This window comes from Cupriavidus sp. GW821-FHT07C08 (genome assembly GCF_059419025.1).
On the sequence record NZ_JBWKQZ010000016.1, the window covers coordinates 147493 to 171631 of the forward strand.

Consider the following 24139-nt stretch of genomic DNA (forward strand, 5'->3'; position numbering starts at 1 on the left):
GCGGCCAACGGACAGAGCGCCTATGGAACTGCTAGGCTTCTCGGCCAGCCAGGTACACCCGCTCGCCTCGCTCACCGAGGCGGGCAACTTCCTCAACGGCAATGCCGCCGCGCTCTTCGTCTGGGCGGACTTTTCCACCGAGGAAGTCACCGCCGCGCCGGATGCCTGGCGCGAGAGCGTGCGCCAGCTTGCCGGCGCGCCGATCCTGGACCTGCACCTGACCGACGCCACCAATGCCGCGCATCCGTCGTATTTCGATACGACCAATGCGTACGACATGGTGATCTTCCGCAAGCTGACCTTCGAGACCAGCCGCGCCATCGCCGAGGCCGAGCCGCAGGATCCCGCGGCCGGCACGGCGAAGCCGCCTGCTGCCGAGACCGCCGCCCGCCAGAAGCGCTATCCGCCCGGCTTCCTCCCGGCACTGGCCAGAATCGACACACAGCCGGTCACGTTCTTCATGTTCGACACGGTGCTGGTCACGGTGCGCTCGGGGCAGTCGCGCACGGTCGACCAGGTGCGCCAGCGCCTGCTGGAGCTGTGCCAGGCACCGCGCCCGCAGGCCACGCCCGTGCGCAACGGCCAGCCGCTGCTGCACGGCGTGCGCCCGCCCAGCCGGCCCGAGGACCTGATGCTGCGCCTGCTCAATGCGATGGTCGACCGCTACCTGGAACTGCGCGCGCCGCTGACGCGCCAGCTCGACCGCTGGCAGCGCGCGCTGCTCAATTCGCGCCGCAGTTTTTCAAGCTGGGAGGGACTGCTGGATGCCCGCATCCAGCTGCGCAAGCTGGAACACCTGAGCGAAGAGCAACGCGACGCGCTGCAGGAATTCCGTGACAGCCTGCTCGATAACCGCTACAGCAGCGACCAGCCCGGCGGCGCGGCCAATGCGCCGGGACGCGACGAGGTGCTGCTGGTGCGCATCAACGACGTGATGGAGCATATCCAGCGCGTGCTGGCGCACGCCAGGCGCCTGGAGGATTCGATCGAGTCGGCGGTGCAGATCCACTTCTCGGCGGTGGCGCACCGGACCAACCGCACCATGCGCACGCTGACGCTGATCACGGCGCTGTTCATGCCGCTAACGCTGATCACCGGCGTCTTCGGCATGAACTTCGACCGCATGCCCTGGCTGCGCGAGCCGGACGGGTTCTGGTGGTCGATCGGCCTGATGGGCGCCGTGGCGCTGGGGCTGGCCGCGCTGTGGGCGCTGGGGCGGCGGCTGGAACGGTAGCCCCGCAGCGCAGCGCCAGGTACGCCTCAGGTACTGGTACGCGTGCCGAAGGCCCGCTCCAGGCTTTCCAGGAAGCGGTTGGCCGACTGGTAGCCGATCACGCGCACCGGGCGCTCGCGGCCATCCGGGCCAAACAGGATGATGCCGGGCGGCCCGAACAGGCCGAAGCGCTTGAGCAGCGCCTTGTCGTCGGCATTGTTGGCGGTCACGTCCGCCTGCAGCAGCACGATCTCCGACAGCCGCGCGCGCACGCGCGGATCGACGAAGGTCATGCGCTCCATTTCCTTGCAGCTGACGCACCAGTCGGCGTAGAAATCCAGCAGCACCGGCTTGCCTGCGGCCGCGGCCTGCGCCACGCGGGCATCGAGTTCGGCCACGCTGCGCACGCGCTCGAAGCGCACCGTCTGCGCGCCAGAAGAGGCTCCTGCGCCACTGCGTGCCACGCTCAGGTGCGACAACGGCTGCAGCGGATCGCGCCCGCCCGAGGCCACGCCAATCAGCACGATCGCCGCTGCGATCGCAAACAGCACGCCCACGCCCTTGCCCACCCGCGCCAGGTTGCGCGGATCCGGGCCCAGGCCGTCAAAGGCGCCCAGGAATACCGCCGCCACCAGCAGCAGCGCCGCCAGCGCCAGCATCGAGGCCCAGGCCGGCAGCACCGGCCCCAGCATCCACAGCGCCACGCCCAGCAGCAGGAAGCCGAAGAAGCGCTTGGTGACCTCCATCCAGCGCCCGGCCCGCGGCAGCAGGTTGCCCGCGCCCACGCCCACCAGCACCAGCGGCACGCCCATGCCGAGCGCCATGGCGAACAGCGCCGCACCGCCGATCACGGCATCGCGGGATTGCGCGATATAGGCCAGCGCCCCGGCCAGCGGCGCGGTGACGCAGGGTCCGACGATCAGCGCCGAGATCGCGCCCATCGCCGCCGCACCCGCCACCTGGCCGCCTTGGCGTCGGTTCGACGATTCTGTCAGGCGGGTCTGCCAGCGCCGCGGCAGTTGCAGTTCGTACAGCCCGAACATCGAGAGCGCCAGCGCCACCATCAGCGCCGCGAACAGGCCCAGCACCCACGGTGTCTGCAGCGCGGCCGACAGGCCCTCGCCCAGCAGCCCGGCAGCCACGCCGACCGCGGTGTACACCACAGCCATGCCCAGCACGTAGGCCAGCGACACCAGCAGCGCACGGCCGCGCGTGACGTGCTCGCCCACCACGATGGAGGACAGGATCGGCACCATCGGCAACACGCAGGGGGTGAACGTCAGCAGCAGGCCCAGGCCGAAGAACAGCGCCGCGATCAGGGCCAGGTTGCGGCTCGCCAGCGCGCCGGCGATGCGGTCGCTGTCGTCGGCGCGCAGCACCGCCGCCGCGCCGGGCGTGGCCGGCTCCGGCGCCAGCGCCGCCGCGGGCGCGTCCGAGCGCCCGCGCTTGCCGAACAGGTCGGCCAGCCCGCTGCTGCCGACCTTGTACACGCTCTCCATCGGCGGATAGCACAGGCCCTTGTCGGCGCAGCCCTGCGAAGTGACCGTCAGCGACCACTTGCCGTCGGCCGGCGCCGCGTCCACCGGCACACGGATGACCACGCTGTCGCGGTAGGTCTCCATCTCCTTGCCGAAGGTCTCGTCGAACTTGACCTTGCCGTGCGGATACACCGGCGTTCCCAGCTTTACGTCCGCGGGCTGCGCGGCAAAGGCGAAGCGTTCGCGGTACATGTAGTAGCCGGGCGCAACCTCGAAGCGCACCTCGACCGTCTTGTCGTCAAGCTGGCTCGCGGCGAAGCGGAAGGCCTGCTCCGGCGGCAGGAAGTCGTCTTCGGTGGCGGCATGCGCGCCGCCCGCCAGGCACACCCAGGCCAATGCCGCCAGCAGCGCTGCGGCAATATGCCGCGCCCAGTCCTGCCCGCGCGCGCGCTCCGGAAGTGCCAAACCGATGTTCATGTCGCTGTTTCCTGTCTGTCTTGAACCGGGGTTACCTGCGTACCTGCTGCTGCGCTGTGGGCGCCGTTGCCCCTACTTTGCCGGCGCTGCGGCGGTCTCGGTCTCGCTGCGGACCCAGGCCAGGTACGGCGCGTAACCCGCCGTCACCGGCCAGGCGATGAGCTCCGGCACGTCATAGGGGTGATGTTGCCGGATCACGGCCTCCAGCGCAGCGTAGCGTGCACGCGTGGTCTTGATCAGCAGTGGCCACTCCTGCGCGCGCTCCAGCTTGCCCTGCCACCAGTACTCGGACTCGACCGGCGCCAGGCGGTTCACGCAGGCGGCGGCGCGCGCCTGCAGCACTACCTGCGACAGGTGCGCCGCGGTCTCGGCATCGGGGGTATTGGTGATCACCACGATCACCTCGGCCGGATCGCCCGGGGCGCCGGCATCCGGCTGGCTGGCATGGCTTTGCATCGACATCTCCTCGCGGCAGGCACGGCGGCGGCCCAAAAACAAAAGAGCCAGGCAGAAGCCTGGCTCGATTGTAAGCGGTGTGCCCGAACCCGTCGCCGCAGCGGCGGGCGGGAAACTACCTTATTCCGCGGCTTCTTCAGCCGGGGCTTCGGTGATTTCCGGGCGATCCACCAGTTCGACCAGCGCCATCGGCGCGTTGTCGCCCTGACGGAAGCCGAACTTCAGGATGCGGGTGTAGCCGCCCGGACGGGTGGCGTAGCGCGGGCCCAGTTCGGTGAACAGCTTGGTGACCATGTCGCGGTCGCGCAGGCGGGCGAAAGCCAGGCGGCGGTTGGCAACGGTGTCCTTCTTGGCCAGCGTGATCAGCGGCTCGACAACCTTGCGCAGTTCCTTGGCCTTGGGCACGGTGGTCTTGATCAGCTCGTGCTGGAACAGCGAGTTGGACATGTTGCGCAGCATCGCGAGACGGTGCGACGAGGTGCGGTTCAGTTTCCGCAGACCATGACGGTGACGCATGATGATTCCTTTCAGTTAAGTGTTTGACCAGCTCTTCTATCGTCCGATGCGGCTGGACGCGGGCCGGTAGTCATACGAGCCCCGGCCGAAGCCAGGGCGGTTACCGCGGTGCGGGACAAGTGCCCCGCGCCACAATTACTTCTCCAGACCTGCGGGCGGCCAGTTCTCGAGCTTCATGCCGAGGGTCAGGCCACGCGAGGCGAGGACTTCCTTGATCTCGTTGAGCGACTTGCGACCCAGGTTCGGGGTCTTGAGCAGTTCGTTCTCGGTACGCTGGATCAGGTCGCCGATGTAGTAGATGTTTTCGGCCTTCAGGCAGTTGGCCGAACGCACCGTCAGCTCCAGGTCGTCGACCGGGCGCAGCAGGATCGGATCGATCTGCGGCGTGCGGCTCGATGCAGCTTCGGCTGCCGACTCGGTGCCTTCCAGCGCGGCGAACACGGACAGCTGGTCGACCAGGATGCGGGCCGACTGGCGGATCGCTTCCTCGGGCGAGATCACGCCGTCGGTTTCGATGTTCATCACCAGCTTGTCCAGGTCGGTACGCTGTTCCACGCGAGCGGATTCAACGGCGTACGACACGCGGCGCACCGGCGAGAACGAAGCGTCCAGCACGATGCGGCCGATGACCTTGCCCGACTCGTCGCCGAACTTGCGCACGTTGCCCGGCACATAGCCGCGGCCTTGCTCGACCTTGATCTGCATGTCCAGCTTGCCGCCGGCGGACAGATGGGCGATCACGTGGTTCGGGTTGATGATCTCGACGTCGTGCGGCAGTTCGATATCGGCAGCCGTGACCACGCCTTCGCCATCCTTGCGCAGCGACACCGTGACTTCGTCGCGGTTGTGCAGCTTGAACACCACGCCCTTCAGGTTGAGCAGCAGGTTGACGACGTCTTCCTGCACGCCGTCGATGGTGGAATACTCGTGGACCACCCCAGCGATCGTGACTTCGGTCGGTGCATAGCCGACCATCGACGACAGCAGCACGCGACGCAGGGCGTTACCGAGCGTATGGCCGTAGCCGCGCTCGAACGGCTCCATCACGACTTTGGCGTGATGGTCGCCCAGAGGCTCGACGGCGATGATTTTTGGCTTGAGGAGTGCTGTTTGCATTAGGTTGTCCTTTTCAATACCCTCGGCTCGTTACACCGATAAGGCTGACGTTTGGAACCTGAAAATCCCATCGCGAGATGGGCGAAGCCCGACCGCGCATACAGCGCGTCGGGCTGAAAGGGAAGCTTTGCGGCGAACGCAAGCTCTGGGCCGTTCCGCTCGCGTGATTAACGCGAGTACAGTTCGACGATCAGGCTTTCGTTGATGTCGCCCGAGATATCGGCGCGATCCGGTACTTGCTTGAAGGTGCCTTCGAACTTCTTCGAATCCACCGCCACCCAGGTCGGGAAGCCCGACTGCTCGGCCAGCGACAGCGATTCAGCGATACGGACTTGCTTCTTCGACTGTTCGCGGATGGTGACGACGTCGCCAGACTTGATCTGGGCCGACGGCACGTTCAGGGTCTGACCGTTCACCAGGATCGCCTTGTGCGACACCAGCTGGCGCGCTTCAGCGCGGGTCGAGCCAAAGCCCATGCGGTACACGACGTTGTCCAGGCGCGATTCCAGCAGTTGCAGCAGGTTTTCGCCGGTGTTGCCCTTGCGGCGGTCGGCTTCGGCGAAGTAGCGGCGGAACTGGCGCTCGAGCACACCGTAGATGCGCTTGACCTTCTGCTTTTCACGCAGCTGGTTGCCGTAGTCGGAGGTGCGGGCACCCGAGGTACGGCCGTGCTGGCCGGGCTTGCTGTCCAGCTTGCACTTGTCGGCGAGCGAGCGGCGGGCGCTCTTCAGGAACAGGTCGGTGCCTTCACGGCGGGAAAGTTTGGCCTTCGGGCCGGTATAACGTGCCACGTTGTCTTCCTTTGATCGATCGCGACGCCTTCAAGACGCGCCGCGAGTCCGCCAACGCAGTGCTTCCGCAGTGCATTTCTGCACCCGGGAGACCGTGACGGACGGTGGGCTTATTAAGCGCGTCCCGTTGCCGGGAACGACGCTGCAAGCATTTTCAGTGCGCCGGCATGGAAATGTGCCGTAAGAGACATTCCCTCGACGCAAAACGAAAACCTGCCGCATTAAAATGCAGCAGGTCAGCGCGCGATACTACCATATCCGGATCCGGCAGGTAAACCCGCCGGGCCCGGACACACCAACGCTCAGATGCGGCGGCGCTTCGGCGGACGGCAGCCGTTGTGCGGAATCGGCGTGACGTCTTCGATGATCGCGATCTTGATGCCCAGCGCGTTCAGCGCGCGGACAGCCGATTCACGACCCGGGCCCGGGCCCTTGATGCGCACTTCCAGGTTCTTGATGCCCTGGTCTTGCGCCACGCGGCCGGCGTTCTCGGCAGCGACCTGGGCAGCGAACGGGGTCGACTTGCGCGAACCCTTGAAGCCCTGGCCACCGGCGGTCGCCCACGACAGGGCGTTGCCCTGGCGGTCGGTGATCGTGATGATGGTGTTGTTGAACGAGGCGTGGACGTGCGCAATGCCGTCGGCAACGTTCTTCTTGACCTTTTTACGCGCGCGAGCGGCGTTATTCGGACCTTTTGCCATTAGTTTCTTCCTCTGCCTTCGGCTTTACTTCTTCAGAGCCACGCCGGCCTTGCGCGGACCCTTGCGGGTGCGGGCATTGGTCCGGGTACGCTGGCCGCGCATGGGCAGGCCCTTGCGGTGACGCATGCCACGATAGCAACCAAGGTCCATCAGACGCTTGATGTTCATCGTGGTTTCACGACGCAGGTCACCCTCGACCGTGACCTTGCCCACTTCGTCACGAAGCTTTTCCAGGTCGGCGTCGGTCAGATCCTTGACCTTCTTGTCAAACGGTACACCGGTGGCCTCGCAAATCTTGCGAGCGCGCGAGCGGCCGACACCATAAATGGCCGTCAGGCCGATTTCGGTGTGCTTGTGGTTCGGGATGTTAACCCCTGCGATACGTGCCATTCGTCAATCCTCTTTCCGATTAGCCTTGGCGTTGCTTGTGGCGGGGATCCGACGAGCAGATCACGCGCACGACACCGTTGCGCTTGATGATTTTGCAGTTGCGGCAAATGCGCTTAACAGAAGCCAGCACTTTCATAATTTTCCTCTTCCTTCAATTCCTGTTCGCTCACTTCGTCCGGAAGACGATTCGTGCGCGCGACAGATCATATGGGGTCAGCTCGACCGTCACCTTGTCACCCGGAAGAATCCGGATGTAGTTCATTCGCATCTTGCCGGAGATATGGCCCAGTACTACGTGGCCATTCTCCAGCTTGACCCGGAACGTCGCATTGGGCAGGTTTTCCAGGACCTCCCCCTGCATCTGGATGACGTCGTCTTTTGCCATACCTAGCCTGTACCGATCCGAAGTCAGCGCAAGGTCAGATTGCCCTTGAAATTCGCCTTCTTCAGCAGCGACTCATATTGCTGCGACATCACGTAAGACTGAACCTGAGCCATGAAGTCCATCGTGACGACCACGATGATCAGCAGCGAGGTTCCGCCAAAGTAGAACGGAACGTTCCACCGCAGCACCAGGAATTCCGGCAACAGGCAGACCAGTGTGATATAGACCGCACCAGCCAGCGTCAGGCGCACCAGAATCTTGTCGATATAGCGCGTCGTCTGCTCGCCCGGACGAATGCCCGGAATGAAGGCACCGCTTTTCTTCAGGTTGTCTGCCACTTCACGGCTGTTGTACACCAGGGCCGTATAGAAGAAGCAGAAAAATACAATCGCAGCAGCGTACAGCAGGATGTAGACCGGCTGGCCCGGCGACAGCGTGGCAGCCAGGTCCTTGACGAACCGGCCAACCGCACCCGTCGACTGGGACGTGAACCAGCCTGCAATCGTCGCCGGGAACAGGATGATCGACGATGCGAAGATCGGCGGAATCACCCCTGCCATGTTCAGCTTCAGCGGCAGGTGCGACGACTGGCCGCCGTACACCTTGTTGCCGACCTGACGCTTGGCATAGTTCACCAGGATCTTGCGCTGGCCCCGCTCGACAAACACCACGGCGAAGGTCACACCGATCACGATCGCCACGATGAAGATCGCCGCGATGATGCTCATGGAACCCGTGCGGACCAGTTCGAACAGTCCGCCGATCGCGTTGGGCAGGCCCGCCGCGATACCGCCAAAGATGATGATCGAGATGCCGTTGCCCAGACCACGCTCGGTGATCTGCTCACCCAGCCACATCAGGAACATCGTGCCGGTCACCAGCGTAATCACCGCCGTGGCCCGGAACATCAGGCCCGGATCCAGCACCAGCCCAGGCTGCGACTCCAGCGCCACCGCAATCGACAGCGCCTGGAACGTGGCCAGGACCACCGTGCCGTAGCGCGTGTACTGCGTGATCTTGCGTTGCCCTGCCTGCCCTTCCTTCTTCAGCGCTTCCAGCTGCGGCAGCACGATCGTCAGCAACTGCATGATGATCGACGCCGAGATGTACGGCATGATGCCGAGCGCGAAGACGGTAAAGCGCGACAGCGCCCCGCCCGAGAACAGGTTGAACATCCCGAGGATGCCACCTGACTGACTCTGGAAAAGCTTCGCAAGCTGCTCCGGATCGATACCGGGCACCGGAATATGAGCGCCGATGCGGTACACGATCAGGGCCAGCACCAGGAACATCAGCCGGCGCTTGAGGTCGCCGTACTTCGCCGTGTTCCTGGCTTGCGCGCTTGCATTGGGTTTCGCCGTGGCCAAACGATGCTCCGACTATGACTGCCTATGCTGCGATAAATGCCGTATCAGGCTGCGATCTGGCCGCCGGCGGCTTCGATCGCGGCCTTGGCGCCAGCGGTGGCGCCCAGACCCTTGATCGTCACCTTGCGGGTCAGCTCGCCAGCCTTGATGACCTTGGCGCTCTTGACCAGCTCGCCCACCAGGCCAGCTTGCTTCAGGACCAGCAGGTCGACTTCGGCCGCTTCCAGGCGCTCGATGTCACGCAGCGTGACTTCGGCGTTGAACGCCTTGGTCAGCGAGGTGAAGCCGCGCTTGGGCAGACGACGATACAGCGGCATTTGACCGCCTTCGAAGCCCACCTTGTGGAAGCCGCCCGAACGCGACTTCTGACCCTTGTGGCCGCGACCGGCAGTCTTGCCCAGGCCGGAGCCGATACCGCGGCCGACGCGACGCTTGGCGTGCTTCGAACCGGCGGCCGGTTTCAGGTTGTTCAGTTGCATCTTGCTCTCCGAGTTCCCGGTATCAGGCCAGAACCTTGACCAGGTACGAGACCTTGTTGATCATGCCGCGCACAGCGGGCGTGTCCTGCAGCTCCGACACCGAGTTGATGCGGCGCAGGCCCAGGCCACGAACAGTGGCGCGATGATCCTCGCGCGTGCCGATCAGGCTGCGCACGAGTTGCACTTTTACGGTTTTCTGCGACATTGCGTTCACCTTAACCCAGGATGTCTTCGACCGACTTGCCACGCTTGGCGGCGATTTCGCCCGGCGTGCTCATCTTCTGAAGGCCGTCCAGCGTGGCGCGAACCATGTTGTACGGGTTGGTGGAACCGTGCGACTTGGTCACCACGTTGGTGACGCCCATCACTTCGAAGATCGCGCGCATCGGGCCGCCGGCGATCACGCCGGTACCTTCCTTGGCGGGCATCATCAGCACCTTGGCGGCGCCGTGCTTGCCAACGACTTCGTGTTGCAGCGTGCCGTTCTTCAGCGAGACCTTGACCATCTTGCGACGGGCTTCGTCCATTGCCTTCTGAACAGCAACCGGCACTTCCTTAGCCTTGCCCTTGCCCATGCCGATGCGGCCATCGCCGTCACCAACCACGGTCAGCGCAGCGAAACCGAGAATCCGGCCACCCTTCACCACCTTGGTGACGCGGTTGACCGAGATCATCTTCTCGCGGAGGCCGTCGTCGCGTTCGTCCTGTTGGACTTTTGCTTGCATCTTTGCCATGACGTATCTCTCTCTATGCGCTTAGAACTTCAGGCCGGCTTCGCGGGCGGCGTCTGCCAGGGCCTTAACGCGGCCATGGAAACGGAAGCCGGCGCGATCGAACGCGACGGTTTCCACGCCGGCAGCCTTCGCCTTTTCGGCGATGCGCTTGCCAACCACAGTGGCGGCAGCGGCGGTAGCGCCCTTGCCATCCAGTTCCTTGCGCACTTCCACCTCTGCGGTCGACGCGGAAGCCAGCACCTTGGTGCCGCACTCCGAGAAAACCTGGGCGTAAATATGCGAATTCGTACGGAACACGGTCAGACGATTGACTTTCATCTCCGCGATCTTGGCGCGGGTCTGACGTGCACGGCGCAAACGAGCGTCTTTCTTGTTCATCATTGCACCCCTTACTTCTTCTTGGTTTCCTTCAGGATGACGCGCTCGTCCGAGTAACGCACACCCTTGCCCTTGTAGGGCTCAGGCGGGCGGTACGCGCGGACTTCCGCGGCAACCTGACCGACTTTCTGCTTGTCCGCACCCTTGATGATGATCTCGGTCTGCGTCGGCGTTTCCGCCTTCACGCCTTCCGGCATCTCATGGATCACGTCGTGCGAGAAACCAAGCTGGAGCTTCAGCGCAGCGCCTTGCAGCTGGGCACGATAGCCCACGCCGACGAGGTTCAGCTTGCGCTCGAAACCGGTGGTTACGCCCTTGACCATGTTGGCCACCAGAGCACGCATCGTGCCCTGCAGAGCGTTTGCTTCACGCGATTCGTCAGCCGGGCTGAAGGTCAGCGTGTCGTTTTCGACATTGACCTTGACCAGGCTGTGAATCGGCTGCGACAGCGTACCGAGCGGGCCCTTTACGGAGAGCACGCCAGCCGCCACGTTCACTTCCGCGCCCTTGGGGAGCGCGATGGGAGCCTTACCTACACGGGACATGGTTCTCTCCTTAAGCGACGTAGCAGAGAACTTCGCCGCCCACGCCAGTGGCGCGAGCCTTGCGGTCGGTCATCAGACCCTGCGGGGTCGAAATGATCGCCACACCCAGGCCGTTCATCACTTGCGGGATGTCGCTGCGGCCCTTGTACACGCGCAGGCCGGGCTTCGAGACGCGCTCAATGCGCTCGATGACCGGACGGCCGGCGTAGTACTTCAGGCCGATGCTCAGTTGTGCCTTACCGCCATCTTCCTGGACGGCGTAATCGTCGATGTAGCCTTCGTCCTTCAGGACCTTGGCGATTGCCACTTTCAGCTTCGACGACGGCATGACAACCGACGCTTTCTGCACGCCCTGGGCGTTGCGGATGCGCGTCAGCATATCGGCGATAGGATCGCTCATGCTCATACTGTTTCTCCTGTAGCCTGTGCGTAATTACCAGCTGGCTTTCGTCAGACCCGGGATTTCGCCCTTGAAGGCGATTTCGCGGATCTTGTTACGCGCCAGGCCAAACTTGCGGAAGGTACCGCGGGGACGACCGGTGATCGCGCAGCGGTTACGCTGGCGAGTCGGGTTCGCGTTGCGCGGGAGCTGTTGCAGCTCGAGACGCGCGCTGTAACGCTCTTCTTCCGACTTTTCTTGGTCGTCAATAATGGCCTTGAGGTTGGCGCGCTTGGCGGCATACTTCGCCACCAGCTTGGCGCGCTTCTTCTCACGTTCAATCAGAGCCAGTTTAGCCACGGTTACCCCTTAATTGCGGAACGGGAACTTGAACGCACCGAGGAGTGCCTTGGCTTCCTCGTCGTTCTTTGCCGTCGTCGTGATGCTGATGTTCAGACCACGCAGTGCGTCGATCTTGTCGTACTCGATTTCGGGGAAAATGATCTGCTCTTTCACACCGATGTTGTAGTTGCCACGACCGTCGAACGACCGGCCCGACACACCACGGAAGTCACGCACGCGCGGCAGGGCCACGGTAACGAAACGATCGAGGAATTCGAACATGCGCTCGCCGCGCAGGGTCACCATCGCACCGATGGGGTAGCCCTGACGGATCTTGAAGCCGGCGATAGCCTTCTTGGCCTTCGTCACGACCGGCTTCTGACCGGCGATCTTGGTCAGGTCGCCCACGGCGTTCTCAATGATCTTCTTGTCATTGATGGCTTCGCCAAGACCCATGTTCAGGGTGATCTTGGTGATGCGCGGCACTTCCATGACCGACTTGTAGCCGAACTGTTCGATCAGTTTCGGCACAACCTGTTCTTTGTAAAACTCTTGCAGACGTGCTGCCATGCTCAACTCCTATACGTGCCCAGAATCAAGCTGCCACGACGGCGCCGGTGGTCTTCAGCACGCGCACACGCTTGCCGTCTTCCACCTTGATGCCGACGCGCGACGGCTTGCCATTGGCATCCACGAGCGCAACGTTGGAAATATGCAGGGGCATGACCTTGTCGACCACACCACCGGTAGTGCCCAGCATCGGGTTCGGGCGGGCATGCTTCTTGGCGATGTTCACGCCTTGCACCGCAACCTTGTCGCCCAGGACGGCTTGCACGGTACCGCGCTTGCCCTTGTCCTTGCCGGTCAGCACAATGACTTCGTCGCCTTTGCGAATCTTGTTCATGGCGGCTCCTTACAGCACTTCCGGAGCGAGCGACACGATCTTCATGAAGCGCTCGGTACGGAGTTCACGAGTCACCGGCCCGAAGATACGGGTGCCGATCGGCTCGAGCTTGTTGTTCAGCAGGACGGCGGCGTTGCCGTCGAACTTGATCAGCGAACCGTCAGCGCGGCGCACGCCCTTGGCGGTACGCACGACGACGGCGTTGTAGATGTCGCCCTTCTTCACGCGACCGCGCGGCGCTGCGTCCTTGACGGTCACCTTGATGATGTCGCCAACGCTTGCGTAGCGGCGCTTGGAGCCACCCAGCACCTTGATGCACAGCACTTCGCGCGCACCAGTGTTATCGGCTACTTCGAGCCGGCTTTCTGTCTGAATCATGGTGTTTGTCTTCCCAACTTAATCCGTCAGGTGCAAAAAGCGCCCATCGGTCAGTCTTGGTCCCGTCGGCTCCGGCATTGCGCCAGCTCCGTATGGGTTGATCAACTTTGAAGTCGGTAGGAACCAGGCGATCTCAACAACTTGCTGAGGCCGCTCGGCCCTGGCTCGCTTCACAGGCCCGCCCGGGTGGTACTGCAAAGGCGAACGCAACAAAGCGGAAGTCCAGGATTATAGCTACATAATCCTGGACTTGCAAGTCAAGCTAAGAACGTGTTGTTCTTAGATGACGCGTGCAGCCTCTACCAGCCGGGAAACCACCCAGGACTTGGTCCGCGACAGCGGACGGCCTTCCTGGATCTCGACCTTGTCGCCTTCCTTGTACTGGTTGGCTTCGTCGTGTGCGTGGTACTTCTTCGAACGCAGCACGTACTTGCCGTACAGAGGATGCTTGACGCGGTTTTCCACCAAGACCGTAACGGTCTTGTCCATCTTGTCGCTCACGACACGGCCGACCAGGGTACGGCGAAGCGACTTTTCCGTTTGTGCAGCTTCAGTCATTTCGCGTTTGCCTTTTGAGTCAGCACGGTTTGCACACGCGCGATGTCCTTGCGAACCTTCTTCAGCTGGCTGGTGTTCTGCAGCTGTTGGGTCGCCTTTTGCATGCGCAGGCTAAATTGGGCCTTCAGCAGCTCGGAGAGCTCCTGGTTCAGCCCGGCGGCGTCCTTGCCGCGAAGTTCGGATGCTTTCATCCCTGCTCTCCTTACGTCCCGACCTGGCGCACCACGAAATTGGTGGCGATCGGCAGCTTGGCGGCTGCGAGGCGGAACGCCTCACGCGCCAGGTCTTCGGTCACGCCATCCATTTCGTACAGCATCTTACCCGGCTGGATTTCAGCCACGTAGTACTCCGGATTGCCCTTACCGTTACCCATACGGACTTCGGCAGGCTTCTTCGAGATCGGCTTGTCCGGGAAAATCCGGATCCAGATGCGGCCGCCACGCTTGATGTGGCGGGTCATCGCACGACGTGCCGACTCGATCTGACGAGCCGTCAGGCGGCCACGGCCCATGGCCTTCAGGCCGAATTCGCCGAAAGACACGGCGTTACCACGGGTAGCCTTACCCGTGTTGCGGCCCTTCTGCTCCTTGCGGTATTTTCTGCGCTTAGGTTGCAGCATCGTTATTCTCCACTCTTCGCATCGCCAGGCGCACCGCGGCGACCGGCACCTGCACCGGCGCCACCGCGACGGTTGCCACCCGGGCGGCCTTCGCCTTCACGGCGGCGGCCTTCCGGACGACCCGGGCGACGACGACGGTCGTCTTGCGGCTCTTCCACCACCGGCGCGTCGTTGCGGCCGAGGTGATCACCCTTGTAGACCCACACCTTGACACCGATGATGCCGTAGGTGGTTTCTGCTTCGGAGAAACCATAGTCGATGTCGGCGCGCAGGGTGTGCAGGGGCACACGGCCTTCGCGGTACCACTCGGTACGTGCGATTTCGATACCGTTCAGACGGCCGGCGCTCATGATCTTGATACCCTGGGCACCGAGGCGCATCGCGTTCTGCATCGCGCGCTTCATGGCGCGGCGGAACATGATGCGGCGCTCGAGCTGCTGGGTGATCGAGTCGGCGATCAGCTGAGCATCGGTTTCCGGCTTGCGGATTTCCTCGATGTTCACGTGCACGGGCACGCCCATGCGACGCTGCAGTTCAGCCTTGAGCAGTTCGATGTCCTCACCCTTCTTGCCGATCACCACGCCCGGACGCGAGCTGTAAATGGTGATGCGTGCATTGCGGGCGGGGCGCTCGATCACGACGCGGCCAACCGATGCGTTCTTCAGCTTCTTCTTCAGGAAGTCCCGAACTTCGATGTCTTCCTTCAGCATGCCGGCGAACTTCGTGTTGCTGGCGTACCAGCGCGAAGCCCAGTTACGGCTGACAGCCAGGCGGAAGCCAGTCGGATGAATCTTCTGTCCCATCGTGACTCCTTAGTTGCCGAGCGTCACAGTGATGTGACAGGTTTGTTTCTCGATGCGGTTGCCGCGGCCCTTCGCCCGTGCGGTGAAGCGCTTGAGCGAGGTTGCCTTGTCGACGAAGATCGATTTGACCTTCAGTTCGTCGATGTCGGCGCCTTCGTTGTGCTCAGCGTTGGCGATGGCCGATTCGACCACCTTCTTCACGATCCCGGCAGCCTTTTTCGGGCTGAACTGCAGGACATTGAGCGCGCGCTCGATCGGCAGACCACGGATCTGGTCAGCGACCAGGCGCGTCTTCTGGGCGGAGATGCGGGCACCGCGATGAATCGCTTTCACTTCCATGATGGCACCTTACCTCTTCGCTTTCTTGTCAGCCGCGTGGCCCTTGAACGTGCGGGTAATCGCAAATTCACCGAGCTTGTGGCCAACCATGTTTTCCGTAACGTACACCGGCACGTGTTGACGGCCGTTGTGAACGGCGATCGTCAGGCCAATGAACTCCGGCAGAATGGTCGAGCGACGCGACCAAGTCTTGATGGGCTTCTTGTCCTTGCCGCTCGAGGCGACTTCCACCTTCTTCAGCAGGTGGGCGTCGCAGAACGGACCCTTTTTAGCGGAACGAGTCATATCTTTAGCTCCTACCTACCGATTAACGCTTGTGGCGCTTCTGGACGATCATGCTGTCCGTGCGCTTGTTGCTGCGGGTACGGTAACCCTTGGCCGGGGTACCCCACGGCGAAACCGGATCGCGACCAGCGGCGGTCTTGCCTTCACCACCACCGTGCGGGTGATCCACCGGGTTCATCACGACACCACGCACCGTCGGGCGGATACCGCGCCAGCGGGTGGCACCGGCCTTGCCGATGACACGCAGGCTGTGCTCTTCGTTGCCCACTTCACCGATGGTGGCGCGGCACTCGATGTGCACGCGGCGCACTTCACCGGAGCGCAGGCGAACCTGGGCGTACAGGCCTTCACGAGCCAGCAGCACGGCGGAACCGCCGGCAGCACGTGCGATCTGCGAACCCTTGCCCGGCAGCATTTCCACGTTGTTGATCGTGGTACCGACCGGAATGTTGCGGATCGGCAGGTTGTTGCCGGCCTTGATCGGCGCTTCCGAGCCGTTCAGCAGTTGCTGACCGGCAACCATGCCCTTGGTGGCGATGATGTAGCGGCGCTCGCCGTCGGCGAACAGCACCAGCGCAATATTGGCGCTGCGGTTCGGATCGTATTCCAGGCGTTCGACCTTGGCGGGGATGCCGTCCTTGTCGTTACGCTTGAAGTCGACCACGCGGTAGTGGTGCTTATGACCACCGCCCTTGTGGCGGGTGGTGATATGACCATTGTTGTTACGGCCCGACTTCTGGAATTGCTTTTCCAGCAGCGGAGCGTGCGGGGCGCCCTTGTGAAGGTCCTTGTTGACCACCTTCACCATCGAGCGACGACCCGGGGAAGTCGGCTTGGTCTTGACGAGTGCCATGATTACTTGGCCTCCGCTTCAAAATTGATTTCCTGACCCGGCTTCAGCGAAACGTAGGCCTTCTTCACGTGGTTGCGACGCCCCATGAAACGGCCAAAACGCTTCTGCTTGCCCTTCTGGTTCAGGATCTGAACGGACTGCACCTCGACCTTGAACAGCAGTTCGACGGCGGCCTTCACTTCTGCCTTGTTGGCATCGCGGGCCACTTCGAACACGACTTGTTCATTCTTGTCGGCGACCAGGGTTGCCTTTTCGGAAACCACCGGCGCGAGCAGCACCTGCATCAAACGATGATCGTTCTTGGCTACTTGCGTCATTTCAGCAACTCCTCGATCTGCGCGACGGCTGCCTTGGTCACCAGCACCTTCTTGTAGTGCACGAGCGACAGCGGATCAGCCTGGCGCGGCTCGACAACTGCCACGTGCGGCAGGTTGCGCGAAGCCAGGTAGAGGTTTTCGTCGAGGCTGTCGGTGATGATCAGCACCGAGTCCAGGCCCATGGCCTTGAACTTGTCGGCCAAGAGCTTGGTCTTGGGCGCGTCGACAGTGAAACCGTCCACCACATTGATACGGCCTTCACGTGCGAGCTGCGAGTAAATCGAGCGCATGCCGGCACGGAACATCTTCTTGTTGACCTTCTGGGTGAAGTTCTCTTCCGGCGAATTCGGGAAGATACGGCCGCCCCCGCGCCACAGCGGCGAGGAAGACATACCGGCACGAGCACGGCCCGTACCCTTCTGGCGCCACGGCTTCTTGGTCGTGTGCTTGACCTCTTCACGATCCTTCTGCTTACGGTTACCGCTGCGAGCGTTGGCCTGGTAAGCGACGACGATCTGGTGAACGAGGGCTTCGTTGTAGTCACGGCCGAACACTTCGGGCGAAGCGTCAACGCCCGCGCCGATCTGGCCATTGTCCTGGAGGAGCTTGAGTTCCATTACATGCGCTCCTTAAGCTTTGGCTTTGGCCTTGACGGCCGGGGTGACGATGACCTTGCCGCCCTTGGAGCCGGGAATGGCACCCTTGACCAGCAGCAGCTTGCGCTCTGCGTCGATCTTGGCGATTTCCAGGTTCTGCACGGTGCGGGTGACATCGCCCAGGTGACCGGTCATGCGCTTGCCCGGGAACACGCGGCCCGGATCCTGCGCCATACCGATCGAGCCCGGCACGTTGTGCGAGCGCGAGTTACCGTGGGTGGCACGGCCGGAGGCGAAGTGATAACGCTTGATGGTACCGGCGTAGCCCTTACCGATCGACACGCCCTGCACGTCGATCTTCTGACCGACTTCGAACAGGTCGACCGACAGCGAACCGCCAGCTTGCAGTTCGGCAGCCTTGGCTGCATCGATACGGAATTCGCGGATGATTTCGCCGGCTTCCACGCCGGCTTTGGCGAGATGACCCGCCAGCGGCTTGGTAACGCGGCTTGCGCGTCGTGCGCCGAAGGTGACTTGAACCGCGGTATAACCGTCGGTCTCGTCCGTCTTGATTTGCGTCACGCGGTTGTCGCCGACCTCGACCACGGTAACGGGAATCGAATCACCGTCGTCCGTGAAAATACGGGTCATGCCAACCTTGCGACCTACAAGGCCAAGGCTCATGGTTTGCTCCATTCCCAGCTGCGATTGGCCGGGGCTGATTGATACACGAAAACTGTGTTTGCTGTGGACTTGCGCTAAAGAAGACTGCGCGCGGCCAAAGTGGCCAGCCCACTACCCGAGGAAACGGGTAGCCTTACACTATATCGCAGCGGTTTGGAAAGGGCAATATGAATTGCGGATTCGCCTGCAGTGTTGTAGGCAGGCAGGCCGCAGCAGTGGCGCTTGCGTGGCTTGGGGTGTGGTGTGGAGGCGACGACGGGCAGATAAAGCGCCGTGAAGCGCATGCAGAGAGGTCTGCTCAGGCGGCGATGCGCACGAAATCGCCGCCATAGAATACCAGCGGTTCGCCCTCCCCCGCGTCGAACGCCTCGACGGCGCCGACGATCAGCAGGTGATCGCCCACCGGGTCGGCCCGCTCCACGCGGCAGGCCAGCGTCGCCAGCGCCTCGTCCAGGTAGGGCACGCCGCGCTCGCAGCGCCGGTGGGCGACGCCCGCGAACTTGTCCGCCGCCGGGGTCGCGAAGCGGCGCGCCAGTTCGCCATGGCCCGCGCGCAGGATGCTGACACCGAAAGGCGCGCCGGGCACGAACAGGCCCGCATTCGGCGAGTGCATCGCCAGGCTCCACAGGATCAGCGGCGGCGCCAGCGACAGCGAGGCAAACGAGTTCACGGTCAGGCCGACGGGCCGGCCCTGCGCCCCGCAGGCGCCGATGACGGCCACGCCGGTGGCATAGCGGCCGCAAACCCGGCGCAGTTCGCGGGGATCAGGGACGGAAGCGGCAGGCGTGGCAGCGTGCATGTCAGGTGGCCTCGGCGACGTACTGGTTGATCAGCTGGTGGCATGCCTGCGGATCCAGCCACCACGGGAAGTAGTCCGGCGGATTGTCGAAGCCGTTGGCGATGCGCGCGGCCAGTGCCGGCGCCTGGCCCGCTGCGCCCAGCAGCGCCAGGATATGCGGCGGCGGCGGGGTCAGCAGCGAGTTGGTCCACGCCACCACGTCGCCCGCGTACTGCCAGTACTGGTCAAAGGTGCGCCCCATCCAGGCCTGGTCGAAGGGCTGGTCGCCGCGAGCCAGGATCGCATCGAGATAGATCTTGCTGCATTTGGCGGCGTTGTTCGAACCCTGCCCCGTGATCGGGTCGTTGACCACCACGGCATCGGCCATTCCGAACACCAGCCGCCCGGATGGCAGTGTCAGCACCGGCTTGCGCACCGTTGGCGCGAAGCGCCCGGCAAGGATGCCGTTGTCGTCGGTCAGCGCGACCCGCTCGCAGCGCTCGGCCTCCAATGGCAGGTAGGTCTGCAGGATGCGCAGGCTTTCGGCCAGGTGCTGCGCCGGCGTGCCCGCCTCGGCCCAGCGGTCCATCGGGCCGCCCGGGATACCTTCGAACACCATGATCTCGCACGGCCCGGACAGCGTCAGCGCGGGGAAGACGAAGTACTCGCCCACGCCCGGGATCAGGTTGAAGCAAACCCGCGAGAACGGCGTGCGCGGCTCCATGCCGGTCACATAGGTCAGCGCCAGCGCGCGCTGCGGCTTGTCGAAGGGGCTGCGGGAGGCATCGCGCTCGAAGCGGCTGACGATCTCGCCCTTGCCGGCGGCCAGCAGCACGAGGTCATGCTCGCGGGTCAGGTCCTCCAGCTCGTCCAGGCCGACATCGGCAATGCGCAGGTCGCCGCCGCGTGCAACGAAGGCCTCCATCCACGCCGGCATCTTCAGGCGCTGGTCCACCGCCTGCGCCGGGCGGTCCAGCGGCGCGGCCCAGTCGATCGCGCGGGCACCGGCCTGCTCGGGATGCGGCACGGCCAGGCCGATGCCCTCCACCGGCGGGCAGGCATCGTCCCACCAGTTCAGCCCGAGTTCGCGCTCGGCCTGCAGCGCGCAGTCGAACATGCACTGGCTGGACATGACTTTGCCGCCGCGGATCTGCTCGGGTGTCCGGTTGGACAGCAACGTGACCCGGTAGCCGTTGGCTTGCAGCCCGAGGGCCATTTGCAGGCCTGACTGGCCGGCTCCGACGATGGCGATGCGTTGGCTCATGATTTTCTCCTGAAGGGTCGTTCGGCGGCGCTCAGCCGGCCAGCTTGCCGATGGCGGGCACATTCTGCTCCGGCCCCATGGCGGAATAGCCGCCGTCGACGGCATAGTCGGCACCGGTGACGAAGCTGGCATGGTCGGAACAGAGGAAGAGCACCACCTGGGCTACTTCATCGGGCTCGCCGACGCGGCCCAGCAGGTGGAACGGCGCGGCCACCGCATCGGTGCGGGCGCGGTTGCCGCCGCTGACCTCGTCCATCAGCCGGCACCAGGTCCAGCCCGGCGACACCGCGTTGACGCGGATGCGGTCCGGCGCCAGGTCCATCGCCATGCTGCGTGTCAGCTGCGCGATGGCGGCTTTCGACACCGGATAGAGCCAGCGCCCGGTCTGCGCCACGTTGGCCGAGATACTGGTGAAATTGACGATCGCACCGCCGCCGCGCGCCCGCATGTGCGGATGCACCGCCTGCGCCAGCATCACGCCCGACACCACGTTGACGTCGAGCGCCGCCAGCCAGTCGGCACGATTCGAACGGAAGCCGTCATCGAGATAGGTGCTGGCCAGGTTGACCAGGCAGTCCACGCCGCCAAAGCGCTGCACCACCTGCGCCACGGCATCGCGGACCTGCTCGTCGCGCGTGATGTCGGTGGCGATGAAGAGCGCGTTCGCTCCCAGCCCCGCGGCCACGCGCTCGCCGTTGGCGGCATCGATATCGAAGATCGCCACGCGCGCGCCGGCCTCGACAAAGGCCCGCGCCACGCCGGCGCCGATCAGCGTGGCGCCGCCGGTGACAAGGACCACCTTGCCCTGCAGTCCTTTCATGCTTGTCTCCTGTGCCGGCAATCGCCGGCGATGGTTGCGGGCGGGCCTCTGCGGGCCCGTTCCGGATCGATGCCGCAGCGCTGCCTACTTGCCTTCGCTCTGCTGCCAGCGCGCCATCAGCGTGTTCGACGGCAGCGTCTCGTCCAGCAGCTTGCGCGCGGTCTCCACGCCCGCCACCGGCAAACCCGCCGGGTCCAGCTTGCCGATCTGCACCAGCACGCTGGCCTGGTCCCAGTAGATATGCTCGTGGTACAGCTTGTCGCCGCGGAACTTGACGATGGCGATCAGCGGGATCTCCACGCGCTTGCCGGTGGGCGGCACGCCGGGCAGCATCCAGTCGATCTCGCAGGTATGCGTGAAGCAGAACAGCATCTCGTCGACGATCTGCGTGGCCCCGACCGTGCGCGACAGCGGGATCAGCGTGGTGTCGGGCGGATTGCTGTGCACGAAATGGTGCTGGTAGAAGCGCCGCAGCTGCGCGTAGCAGACGCCGCCGGTCATGGTCGGGATATGGTTCACATAGGGCTGCGGCACCATCGTCGCCATGGTGGCGTCGACATCGCGGGTGGCGAATTCATACTCGCAGTGCTTGTCCCACAGCGCAGAGAAATCGTAATGCGGCCCCATCTCGCCGCGCAGCGCAGCTATCGAGCGCTGGTGCGCCATCAGCGCCGAGGGCTTGTCGAAGTGCTCGCCGCCCGTGCGTGCAAAGGCATGGTCTACGCCGGCGTAGACGTAGACCTCGATGTTCTCGCGCCCGGCCAGGGCTTCGCGGATCGCAACCTGGGCCTGCGGCGGGCAGAATCCGTCTTTCTCGGCGATATGCAGCACCAGGCGGCCGCGCACGTTGGCGGCCTCGCCCAGCGCGTGCTCGATGCCCACGCCGTAGTACGCCACCGCGGAGGCCACGTCGGGCAGCCGGCAGGCCGCCAGGTAGGCCAGCTTGCCGCCCAGGCAGAAGCCCAGCACGCCGGTCTGACCAACGCATTCCGGCCGCGCGCGCAGTGCCTCAAGCGCGGCGCCCACATCCTGCACGCCCGTGGCTTCGTCGAACTGCTGGTACAGGCCCAGCGCCCGCTGGAAGTCCTCGCCGCGGTCGGTCAGCTCGATCCCGGGCGCGATGCGCCAGAACAGGTCGGGCACCAGCACCGTATAGCCCTCCTCGGCGTAGTAGTCCGCCACCTGCCGCATGGTCGCGTTGACGCCGAAGATCTCCTGGCACAGCACGATGCCCGGGCCCTTGCCTCCCGCCGGGGTGGCGAGATAACCGCTGAAACTGCCTTCGGGGGTCTGGATCTGGATGGTCTGGCCCATGGCCTGCGCTCCTTGTCGTTCTCTTTCCGGTATCTGGTGGGACTGCCGTGCTGGCTTCCATGATGGTGGCTCCGCACCGCAGCAAACTAGCCGCTGGACGCAGCGGCTATCCGATTAGTGCAGGAAACTTCGGACTCGGTCAACGCCGCAGCGCTGACAGCGGGGCCATCCGCTATAGTGGATCGCGTGGGAAACCGTGCCCGGCCGTCATGCCGGGCCGGCCCCGGAACCAGCGGCGCGCACGGTCACCGGCAGCGCCGCGGCCCCGCCAGAGGAGCGAGACAATGCAGCTGCCCCCCGCCGCCGGACCGCTGGCGAGCGCCCTGCTCGGCGATCCCGCCCGGTGCGTGTTCGCCTCGACCGACCTGGCCGAGACGCGCGCCGCCGTCGGGCGCGTGTTCAAGCCGCACCGGCTCGAGATACGCGGCACCCGCTTGCAGGCACGCATGCATCATGCGCCGCTTGGCGCGGTCTCGTTCAACCGCCTGGCCTACGGCGCCGACGTCACCATCGACCCCGGCCCGCTCGGCGACTTCCTGCTGGTGCAGATGCCGCTGCAAGGACAGGCCGAGATCCGCTGCGGCGACCAGCACATCGTTTCCACGCCCGACTGCGCTTCGGTGCTGACGCCCAGCGATGCGCTGGCCATGCGCTGGAGCGCCGACAACGACCAGCTGATCGTGCGCATCGAACGCAGTGCGCTGGAACGCGTCTGCGCCGCCCACCTGGGCCGGCGCCCCGAGCAGCCGCTGCGCTTCGCGCTCGGCATGGCCTGGCGCAGCGGCGCCTGGTACGAACTGATGCGCTATCTCGCCGCGATGCTGGAGACCGCGCCCGAGACCGCGCGCCATCCGCTGACCGCCTGCCAGTTGGAACAGCTGGTGATCGGCACGCTGCTGACGTGGCAGCCGCACAGCCTGTCGGATGCATTGCGCGAGCACGGCAAGCCGCTGGCACCGCGCCATGTGAAAGTGGTGGAGGAGTACATTCACGCAAACGCCGCGGCGGAGCTGACACCGGCCTTGCTGGCGGAGGTCGCCGGCGTCAGCGTACGCAGCCTGTTTGCGGGCTTCCGCGAGCATCGTGGTACGGGGCCGATGGCCTACCTGCGCACGGTAAGGCTGGAGCGGGTGCGGCATGACCTGTTGAACAACGCGTCAGTGACGTCGGTCAGCGCGGCTGCATTGCGCTGGGGCTTCGCGCACCTGGGGCGCTTCAGCGCGGAATACCGGCGCGCGTTCGGGGAATGTCCGGCGCAGACGCTGCGACGACGTGAGGCGGGCTGATCGCCGATCTGTATCGGCATGAGAGGGGAGCAAACCTGCGGCACCGCGAGCCGCCGCCGGAAACAAAAACGGCGAACCATCCGGTTCGCCGCTTTTTCTGCATCAGGCCACTAACGCAGCCCAAAACATGGTTACACCTTGATCTCGACGTCCACGCCTGCCGGCAGGTCGAGCTTCATCAGCGCGTCAACCGTCTTGTCGGTCGGGTCGACGATGTCCATCAGGCGCTGGTGCGTGCGGATCTCGAACTGATCGCGGCTGGTCTTGTTGACGTGCGGCGAACGCAGGATGTCGAAGCGCTGGATGCGGGTCGGCAGGGGCACCGGGCCCTTGACGATCGCGCCGGTACGCTTGGCGGTATCCACGATTTCAGCAGCCGACTGGTCGATCAGGCGGTAGTCGAAAGCCTTCAGGCGGATACGGATCTTCTGGTTCTGCATGATATTTCCTTAAAAGAGCGATTGGGCAACGTGCCCGTTGAATGGGGACATGCCCGACAGGCATGTCCCAGGAAGTGCTTAGTCGAGGATCTTTGCCACGACGCCGGCGCCGACGGTACGGCCGCCTTCACGGATAGCGAAGCGCAGGCCTTCT

At 64.2% G+C, this 24139-nt stretch carries 38 protein-coding genes; 2 read left to right on the forward strand and 36 right to left on the reverse strand.

Features of this window, described 5'->3' with window-relative positions:
• Positions 1-22: 22 nt before the first annotated feature.
• The gene (locus tag AC07UK_RS20690) at positions 23-1234 is read left to right on the forward strand and encodes a magnesium transporter CorA family protein (protein WP_494687175.1); all 1212 of its coding nucleotides are present in this window, start codon (positions 23-25) and stop codon (positions 1232-1234) included.
• A gap of 26 nt (positions 1235-1260) precedes the next feature.
• Here AC07UK_RS20690 and dsbD read toward each other — a convergent pair whose 3' ends face one another.
• The 34 genes from dsbD to AC07UK_RS20860 all read right to left on the reverse strand — a co-directional run bounded on the left by dsbD (position 1261) and on the right by AC07UK_RS20860 (position 22259).
• On the reverse strand, positions 1261-3168 hold the full coding sequence (gene dsbD, locus AC07UK_RS20695; protein WP_436222844.1) for a protein-disulfide reductase DsbD: 1908 nt from the start codon (positions 3166-3168) through the stop codon (positions 1261-1263).
• A gap of 72 nt (positions 3169-3240) precedes the next feature.
• Positions 3241-3624, reverse strand: coding sequence for a divalent-cation tolerance protein CutA (cutA, locus tag AC07UK_RS20700; RefSeq protein WP_013958239.1), 384 nt, complete (start codon positions 3622-3624; stop codon positions 3241-3243).
• A 120-nt stretch (positions 3625-3744) separates the two neighbouring features.
• Complete coding sequence (gene rplQ / locus AC07UK_RS20705; RefSeq protein ID WP_010812373.1) at positions 3745-4140, reverse strand: 50S ribosomal protein L17; 396 nt, start codon at positions 4138-4140, stop codon at positions 3745-3747.
• Positions 4141-4275: 135 nt separating this feature from the next.
• On the reverse strand, positions 4276-5256 hold the full coding sequence (locus AC07UK_RS20710; RefSeq protein ID WP_010812374.1) for a DNA-directed RNA polymerase subunit alpha: 981 nt from the start codon (positions 5254-5256) through the stop codon (positions 4276-4278).
• Between the two features lie 167 nt (positions 5257-5423).
• Positions 5424-6047 (reverse strand): 30S ribosomal protein S4, encoded by a 624-nt coding sequence (rpsD, locus tag AC07UK_RS20715; protein WP_013958240.1) that lies wholly within the window; start codon positions 6045-6047, stop codon positions 5424-5426.
• Positions 6048-6349: 302 nt separating this feature from the next.
• Positions 6350-6748: a 30S ribosomal protein S11 gene (gene rpsK / locus AC07UK_RS20720; protein WP_010812376.1), complete on the reverse strand. Its 399-nt coding sequence runs from the start codon at positions 6746-6748 to the stop codon at positions 6350-6352.
• A gap of 24 nt (positions 6749-6772) precedes the next feature.
• Positions 6773-7138 (reverse strand): 30S ribosomal protein S13, encoded by a 366-nt coding sequence (gene rpsM / locus AC07UK_RS20725; protein WP_010812377.1) that lies wholly within the window; start codon positions 7136-7138, stop codon positions 6773-6775.
• 19 nt (positions 7139-7157) lie between these two features.
• Entirely contained in the window at positions 7158-7274 is a 117-nt protein-coding gene (gene rpmJ / locus AC07UK_RS20730) for a 50S ribosomal protein L36 (RefSeq protein ID WP_008642959.1), read from the reverse strand.
• 30 nt (positions 7275-7304) lie between these two features.
• Entirely contained in the window at positions 7305-7523 is a 219-nt protein-coding gene (gene infA, locus AC07UK_RS20735; protein WP_010812378.1) for a translation initiation factor IF-1, read from the reverse strand.
• A 23-nt stretch (positions 7524-7546) separates the two neighbouring features.
• A complete protein-coding gene (secY, locus tag AC07UK_RS20740) occupies positions 7547-8890 on the reverse strand; it encodes a preprotein translocase subunit SecY (RefSeq protein ID WP_013958241.1) in 1344 nt (447 codons plus the stop codon).
• Positions 8891-8934: 44 nt separating this feature from the next.
• Entirely contained in the window at positions 8935-9369 is a 435-nt protein-coding gene (gene rplO, locus AC07UK_RS20745; protein WP_010812380.1) for a 50S ribosomal protein L15, read from the reverse strand.
• Between the two features lie 22 nt (positions 9370-9391).
• Positions 9392-9574: a 50S ribosomal protein L30 gene (gene rpmD, locus AC07UK_RS20750; protein WP_010812381.1), complete on the reverse strand. Its 183-nt coding sequence runs from the start codon at positions 9572-9574 to the stop codon at positions 9392-9394.
• A gap of 10 nt (positions 9575-9584) precedes the next feature.
• Positions 9585-10103 carry a 30S ribosomal protein S5 gene (gene rpsE, locus AC07UK_RS20755; RefSeq protein WP_006160449.1) on the reverse strand — a complete coding sequence of 173 codons (519 nt, stop codon included), beginning with the start codon at positions 10101-10103 and terminating at the stop codon, positions 9585-9587.
• A gap of 21 nt (positions 10104-10124) precedes the next feature.
• Entirely contained in the window at positions 10125-10481 is a 357-nt protein-coding gene (gene rplR / locus AC07UK_RS20760; RefSeq protein ID WP_010812382.1) for a 50S ribosomal protein L18, read from the reverse strand.
• Positions 10482-10492: 11 nt separating this feature from the next.
• Positions 10493-11026 carry a 50S ribosomal protein L6 gene (gene rplF, locus AC07UK_RS20765; RefSeq protein ID WP_010812383.1) on the reverse strand — a complete coding sequence of 178 codons (534 nt, stop codon included), beginning with the start codon at positions 11024-11026 and terminating at the stop codon, positions 10493-10495.
• A gap of 10 nt (positions 11027-11036) precedes the next feature.
• On the reverse strand, positions 11037-11432 hold the full coding sequence (rpsH, locus tag AC07UK_RS20770) for a 30S ribosomal protein S8 (protein ID WP_010812384.1): 396 nt from the start codon (positions 11430-11432) through the stop codon (positions 11037-11039).
• A gap of 27 nt (positions 11433-11459) precedes the next feature.
• Entirely contained in the window at positions 11460-11765 is a 306-nt protein-coding gene (gene rpsN, locus AC07UK_RS20775; RefSeq protein WP_010812385.1) for a 30S ribosomal protein S14, read from the reverse strand.
• A gap of 9 nt (positions 11766-11774) precedes the next feature.
• Positions 11775-12317: a 50S ribosomal protein L5 gene (gene rplE, locus AC07UK_RS20780; protein ID WP_010812386.1), complete on the reverse strand. Its 543-nt coding sequence runs from the start codon at positions 12315-12317 to the stop codon at positions 11775-11777.
• Positions 12318-12342: 25 nt separating this feature from the next.
• Positions 12343-12651, reverse strand: a complete 309-nt coding sequence (rplX, locus tag AC07UK_RS20785) for a 50S ribosomal protein L24 (RefSeq protein ID WP_010812387.1) — start codon at positions 12649-12651, stop codon at positions 12343-12345.
• Positions 12652-12660: 9 nt separating this feature from the next.
• Positions 12661-13029, reverse strand: coding sequence for a 50S ribosomal protein L14 (gene rplN, locus AC07UK_RS20790; RefSeq protein WP_010812388.1), 369 nt, complete (start codon positions 13027-13029; stop codon positions 12661-12663).
• Positions 13030-13308: 279 nt separating this feature from the next.
• Entirely contained in the window at positions 13309-13587 is a 279-nt protein-coding gene (rpsQ, locus tag AC07UK_RS20795; protein WP_010812389.1) for a 30S ribosomal protein S17, read from the reverse strand.
• A complete protein-coding gene (gene rpmC, locus AC07UK_RS20800; protein ID WP_010812390.1) occupies positions 13584-13778 on the reverse strand; it encodes a 50S ribosomal protein L29 in 195 nt (64 codons plus the stop codon). Before rpmC ends, rpsQ begins: the two co-directional genes overlap by 4 nt.
• Positions 13779-13789: 11 nt before the next feature.
• A complete protein-coding gene (gene rplP / locus AC07UK_RS20805) occupies positions 13790-14206 on the reverse strand; it encodes a 50S ribosomal protein L16 (protein ID WP_013958242.1) in 417 nt (138 codons plus the stop codon).
• Positions 14207-14208: 2 nt separating this feature from the next.
• Positions 14209-15009 (reverse strand): 30S ribosomal protein S3, encoded by an 801-nt coding sequence (gene rpsC / locus AC07UK_RS20810; protein ID WP_013958243.1) that lies wholly within the window; start codon positions 15007-15009, stop codon positions 14209-14211.
• A gap of 9 nt (positions 15010-15018) precedes the next feature.
• A complete protein-coding gene (gene rplV, locus AC07UK_RS20815) occupies positions 15019-15348 on the reverse strand; it encodes a 50S ribosomal protein L22 (protein ID WP_013958244.1) in 330 nt (109 codons plus the stop codon).
• 9 nt (positions 15349-15357) lie between these two features.
• Positions 15358-15633: a 30S ribosomal protein S19 gene (rpsS, locus tag AC07UK_RS20820; RefSeq protein WP_010812394.1), complete on the reverse strand. Its 276-nt coding sequence runs from the start codon at positions 15631-15633 to the stop codon at positions 15358-15360.
• A 22-nt stretch (positions 15634-15655) separates the two neighbouring features.
• Positions 15656-16486 carry a 50S ribosomal protein L2 gene (gene rplB, locus AC07UK_RS20825; RefSeq protein WP_013958245.1) on the reverse strand — a complete coding sequence of 277 codons (831 nt, stop codon included), beginning with the start codon at positions 16484-16486 and terminating at the stop codon, positions 15656-15658.
• A 2-nt stretch (positions 16487-16488) separates the two neighbouring features.
• Positions 16489-16803 carry a 50S ribosomal protein L23 gene (gene rplW / locus AC07UK_RS20830; RefSeq protein ID WP_006576245.1) on the reverse strand — a complete coding sequence of 105 codons (315 nt, stop codon included), beginning with the start codon at positions 16801-16803 and terminating at the stop codon, positions 16489-16491.
• Positions 16800-17420, reverse strand: coding sequence for a 50S ribosomal protein L4 (rplD, locus tag AC07UK_RS20835; RefSeq protein WP_010812396.1), 621 nt, complete (start codon positions 17418-17420; stop codon positions 16800-16802). The genes rplW and rplD overlap by 4 nt, the downstream gene beginning before the upstream one ends.
• A gap of 12 nt (positions 17421-17432) precedes the next feature.
• Entirely contained in the window at positions 17433-18083 is a 651-nt protein-coding gene (gene rplC / locus AC07UK_RS20840; protein ID WP_013958246.1) for a 50S ribosomal protein L3, read from the reverse strand.
• A 298-nt stretch (positions 18084-18381) separates the two neighbouring features.
• Positions 18382-18882 (reverse strand): flavin reductase family protein, encoded by a 501-nt coding sequence (locus AC07UK_RS20845; RefSeq protein WP_436222845.1) that lies wholly within the window; start codon positions 18880-18882, stop codon positions 18382-18384.
• Position 18883: 1 nt separating this feature from the next.
• Entirely contained in the window at positions 18884-20125 is a 1242-nt protein-coding gene (locus tag AC07UK_RS20850) for a styrene monooxygenase/indole monooxygenase family protein (RefSeq protein ID WP_494687174.1), read from the reverse strand.
• Positions 20126-20156: 31 nt separating this feature from the next.
• Positions 20157-20945, reverse strand: coding sequence for an SDR family oxidoreductase (locus AC07UK_RS20855; protein ID WP_494687173.1), 789 nt, complete (start codon positions 20943-20945; stop codon positions 20157-20159).
• Positions 20946-21029: 84 nt separating this feature from the next.
• A complete protein-coding gene (locus tag AC07UK_RS20860; RefSeq protein ID WP_494687172.1) occupies positions 21030-22259 on the reverse strand; it encodes a dienelactone hydrolase family protein in 1230 nt (409 codons plus the stop codon).
• Between the two features lie 284 nt (positions 22260-22543).
• Between AC07UK_RS20860 and AC07UK_RS20865 the strand changes: the two genes are divergently transcribed.
• A complete protein-coding gene (locus tag AC07UK_RS20865) occupies positions 22544-23545 on the forward strand; it encodes an AraC family transcriptional regulator (protein ID WP_494687171.1) in 1002 nt (333 codons plus the stop codon).
• A 131-nt stretch (positions 23546-23676) separates the two neighbouring features.
• Here AC07UK_RS20865 and rpsJ read toward each other — a convergent pair whose 3' ends face one another.
• Entirely contained in the window at positions 23677-23985 is a 309-nt protein-coding gene (gene rpsJ, locus AC07UK_RS20870; protein ID WP_006160488.1) for a 30S ribosomal protein S10, read from the reverse strand.
• 78 nt (positions 23986-24063) lie between these two features.
• Positions 24064-24139 (reverse strand): EF-Tu C-terminal domain-related protein (locus AC07UK_RS20875; RefSeq protein WP_244008446.1); only part of this gene is annotated, 76 nt, incomplete at its 5' end.

Excerpts from the sequence above, each read along its gene's own strand:
- rpsH (WP_010812384.1), bottom strand. The coding sequence starts at position 11,432 with ATGAGCATGAGCGATCCTATCGCCGATATGCTGACGCGCATCCGCAAC.
- AC07UK_RS20850 (WP_494687174.1), bottom strand. The coding sequence starts at position 20,125 with ATGAGCCAACGCATCGCCATCGTCGGAGCCGGCCAGTCAGGCCTGCAA.
- rpmJ (WP_008642959.1), bottom strand. The coding sequence starts at position 7,274 with ATGAAAGTGCTGGCTTCTGTTAAGCGCATTTGCCGCAACTGCAAAATC.
- rplC (WP_013958246.1), bottom strand. The coding sequence starts at position 18,083 with ATGAGCCTTGGCCTTGTAGGTCGCAAGGTTGGCATGACCCGTATTTTC.
- rpsQ (WP_010812389.1), bottom strand. The coding sequence starts at position 13,587 with ATGACTGAAGCTGCACAAACGGAAAAGTCGCTTCGCCGTACCCTGGTC.
- AC07UK_RS20860 (WP_494687172.1), bottom strand. The coding sequence starts at position 22,259 with ATGGGCCAGACCATCCAGATCCAGACCCCCGAAGGCAGTTTCAGCGGT.
- rpsS (WP_010812394.1), bottom strand. The coding sequence starts at position 15,633 with ATGACTCGTTCCGCTAAAAAGGGTCCGTTCTGCGACGCCCACCTGCTG.
- AC07UK_RS20690 (WP_494687175.1), top strand. The coding sequence starts at position 23 with ATGGAACTGCTAGGCTTCTCGGCCAGCCAGGTACACCCGCTCGCCTCG.
- AC07UK_RS20855 (WP_494687173.1), bottom strand. The coding sequence starts at position 20,945 with ATGAAAGGACTGCAGGGCAAGGTGGTCCTTGTCACCGGCGGCGCCACG.
- rplD (WP_010812396.1), bottom strand. The coding sequence starts at position 17,420 with ATGGAACTCAAGCTCCTCCAGGACAATGGCCAGATCGGCGCGGGCGTT.
- rplV (WP_013958244.1), bottom strand. The coding sequence starts at position 15,348 with ATGGAAGTGAAAGCGATTCATCGCGGTGCCCGCATCTCCGCCCAGAAG.
- cutA (WP_013958239.1), bottom strand. The coding sequence starts at position 3,624 with ATGCAAAGCCATGCCAGCCAGCCGGATGCCGGCGCCCCGGGCGATCCG.
- rpsM (WP_010812377.1), bottom strand. The coding sequence starts at position 7,138 with ATGGCACGTATCGCAGGGGTTAACATCCCGAACCACAAGCACACCGAA.
- rplP (WP_013958242.1), bottom strand. The coding sequence starts at position 14,206 with ATGCTGCAACCTAAGCGCAGAAAATACCGCAAGGAGCAGAAGGGCCGC.
- rpsJ (WP_006160488.1), bottom strand. The coding sequence starts at position 23,985 with ATGCAGAACCAGAAGATCCGTATCCGCCTGAAGGCTTTCGACTACCGC.
- rplB (WP_013958245.1), bottom strand. The coding sequence starts at position 16,486 with ATGGCACTCGTCAAGACCAAGCCGACTTCCCCGGGTCGTCGCTCGATG.
- rplE (WP_010812386.1), bottom strand. The coding sequence starts at position 12,317 with ATGGCAGCACGTCTGCAAGAGTTTTACAAAGAACAGGTTGTGCCGAAA.
- AC07UK_RS20845 (WP_436222845.1), bottom strand. The coding sequence starts at position 18,882 with ATGCACGCTGCCACGCCTGCCGCTTCCGTCCCTGATCCCCGCGAACTG.
- rplR (WP_010812382.1), bottom strand. The coding sequence starts at position 10,481 with ATGAACAAGAAAGACGCTCGTTTGCGCCGTGCACGTCAGACCCGCGCC.
- rpmD (WP_010812381.1), bottom strand. The coding sequence starts at position 9,574 with ATGTCGCAGAAAACCGTAAAAGTGCAACTCGTGCGCAGCCTGATCGGC.
- infA (WP_010812378.1), bottom strand. The coding sequence starts at position 7,523 with ATGGCAAAAGACGACGTCATCCAGATGCAGGGGGAGGTCCTGGAAAAC.
- rpsE (WP_006160449.1), bottom strand. The coding sequence starts at position 10,103 with ATGGCAAAGATGCAAGCAAAAGTCCAACAGGACGAACGCGACGACGGC.
- AC07UK_RS20710 (WP_010812374.1), bottom strand. The coding sequence starts at position 5,256 with ATGCAAACAGCACTCCTCAAGCCAAAAATCATCGCCGTCGAGCCTCTG.
- rpsC (WP_013958243.1), bottom strand. The coding sequence starts at position 15,009 with ATGGGACAGAAGATTCATCCGACTGGCTTCCGCCTGGCTGTCAGCCGT.
- rplO (WP_010812380.1), bottom strand. The coding sequence starts at position 9,369 with ATGCAACTGAACAACCTGAAACCGGCCGCCGGTTCGAAGCACGCCAAG.
- rpsK (WP_010812376.1), bottom strand. The coding sequence starts at position 6,748 with ATGGCAAAAGGTCCGAATAACGCCGCTCGCGCGCGTAAAAAGGTCAAG.
- rplN (WP_010812388.1), bottom strand. The coding sequence starts at position 13,029 with ATGATTCAGACAGAAAGCCGGCTCGAAGTAGCCGATAACACTGGTGCG.
- rplW (WP_006576245.1), bottom strand. The coding sequence starts at position 16,803 with ATGACGCAAGTAGCCAAGAACGATCATCGTTTGATGCAGGTGCTGCTC.
- rpmC (WP_010812390.1), bottom strand. The coding sequence starts at position 13,778 with ATGAAAGCATCCGAACTTCGCGGCAAGGACGCCGCCGGGCTGAACCAG.
- rplQ (WP_010812373.1), bottom strand. The coding sequence starts at position 4,140 with ATGCGTCACCGTCATGGTCTGCGGAAACTGAACCGCACCTCGTCGCAC.
- dsbD (WP_436222844.1), bottom strand. The coding sequence starts at position 3,168 with ATGAACATCGGTTTGGCACTTCCGGAGCGCGCGCGCGGGCAGGACTGG.
- AC07UK_RS20865 (WP_494687171.1), top strand. The coding sequence starts at position 22,544 with ATGCAGCTGCCCCCCGCCGCCGGACCGCTGGCGAGCGCCCTGCTCGGC.
- rplX (WP_010812387.1), bottom strand. The coding sequence starts at position 12,651 with ATGAACAAGATTCGCAAAGGCGACGAAGTCATTGTGCTGACCGGCAAG.
- rplF (WP_010812383.1), bottom strand. The coding sequence starts at position 11,026 with ATGTCCCGTGTAGGTAAGGCTCCCATCGCGCTCCCCAAGGGCGCGGAA.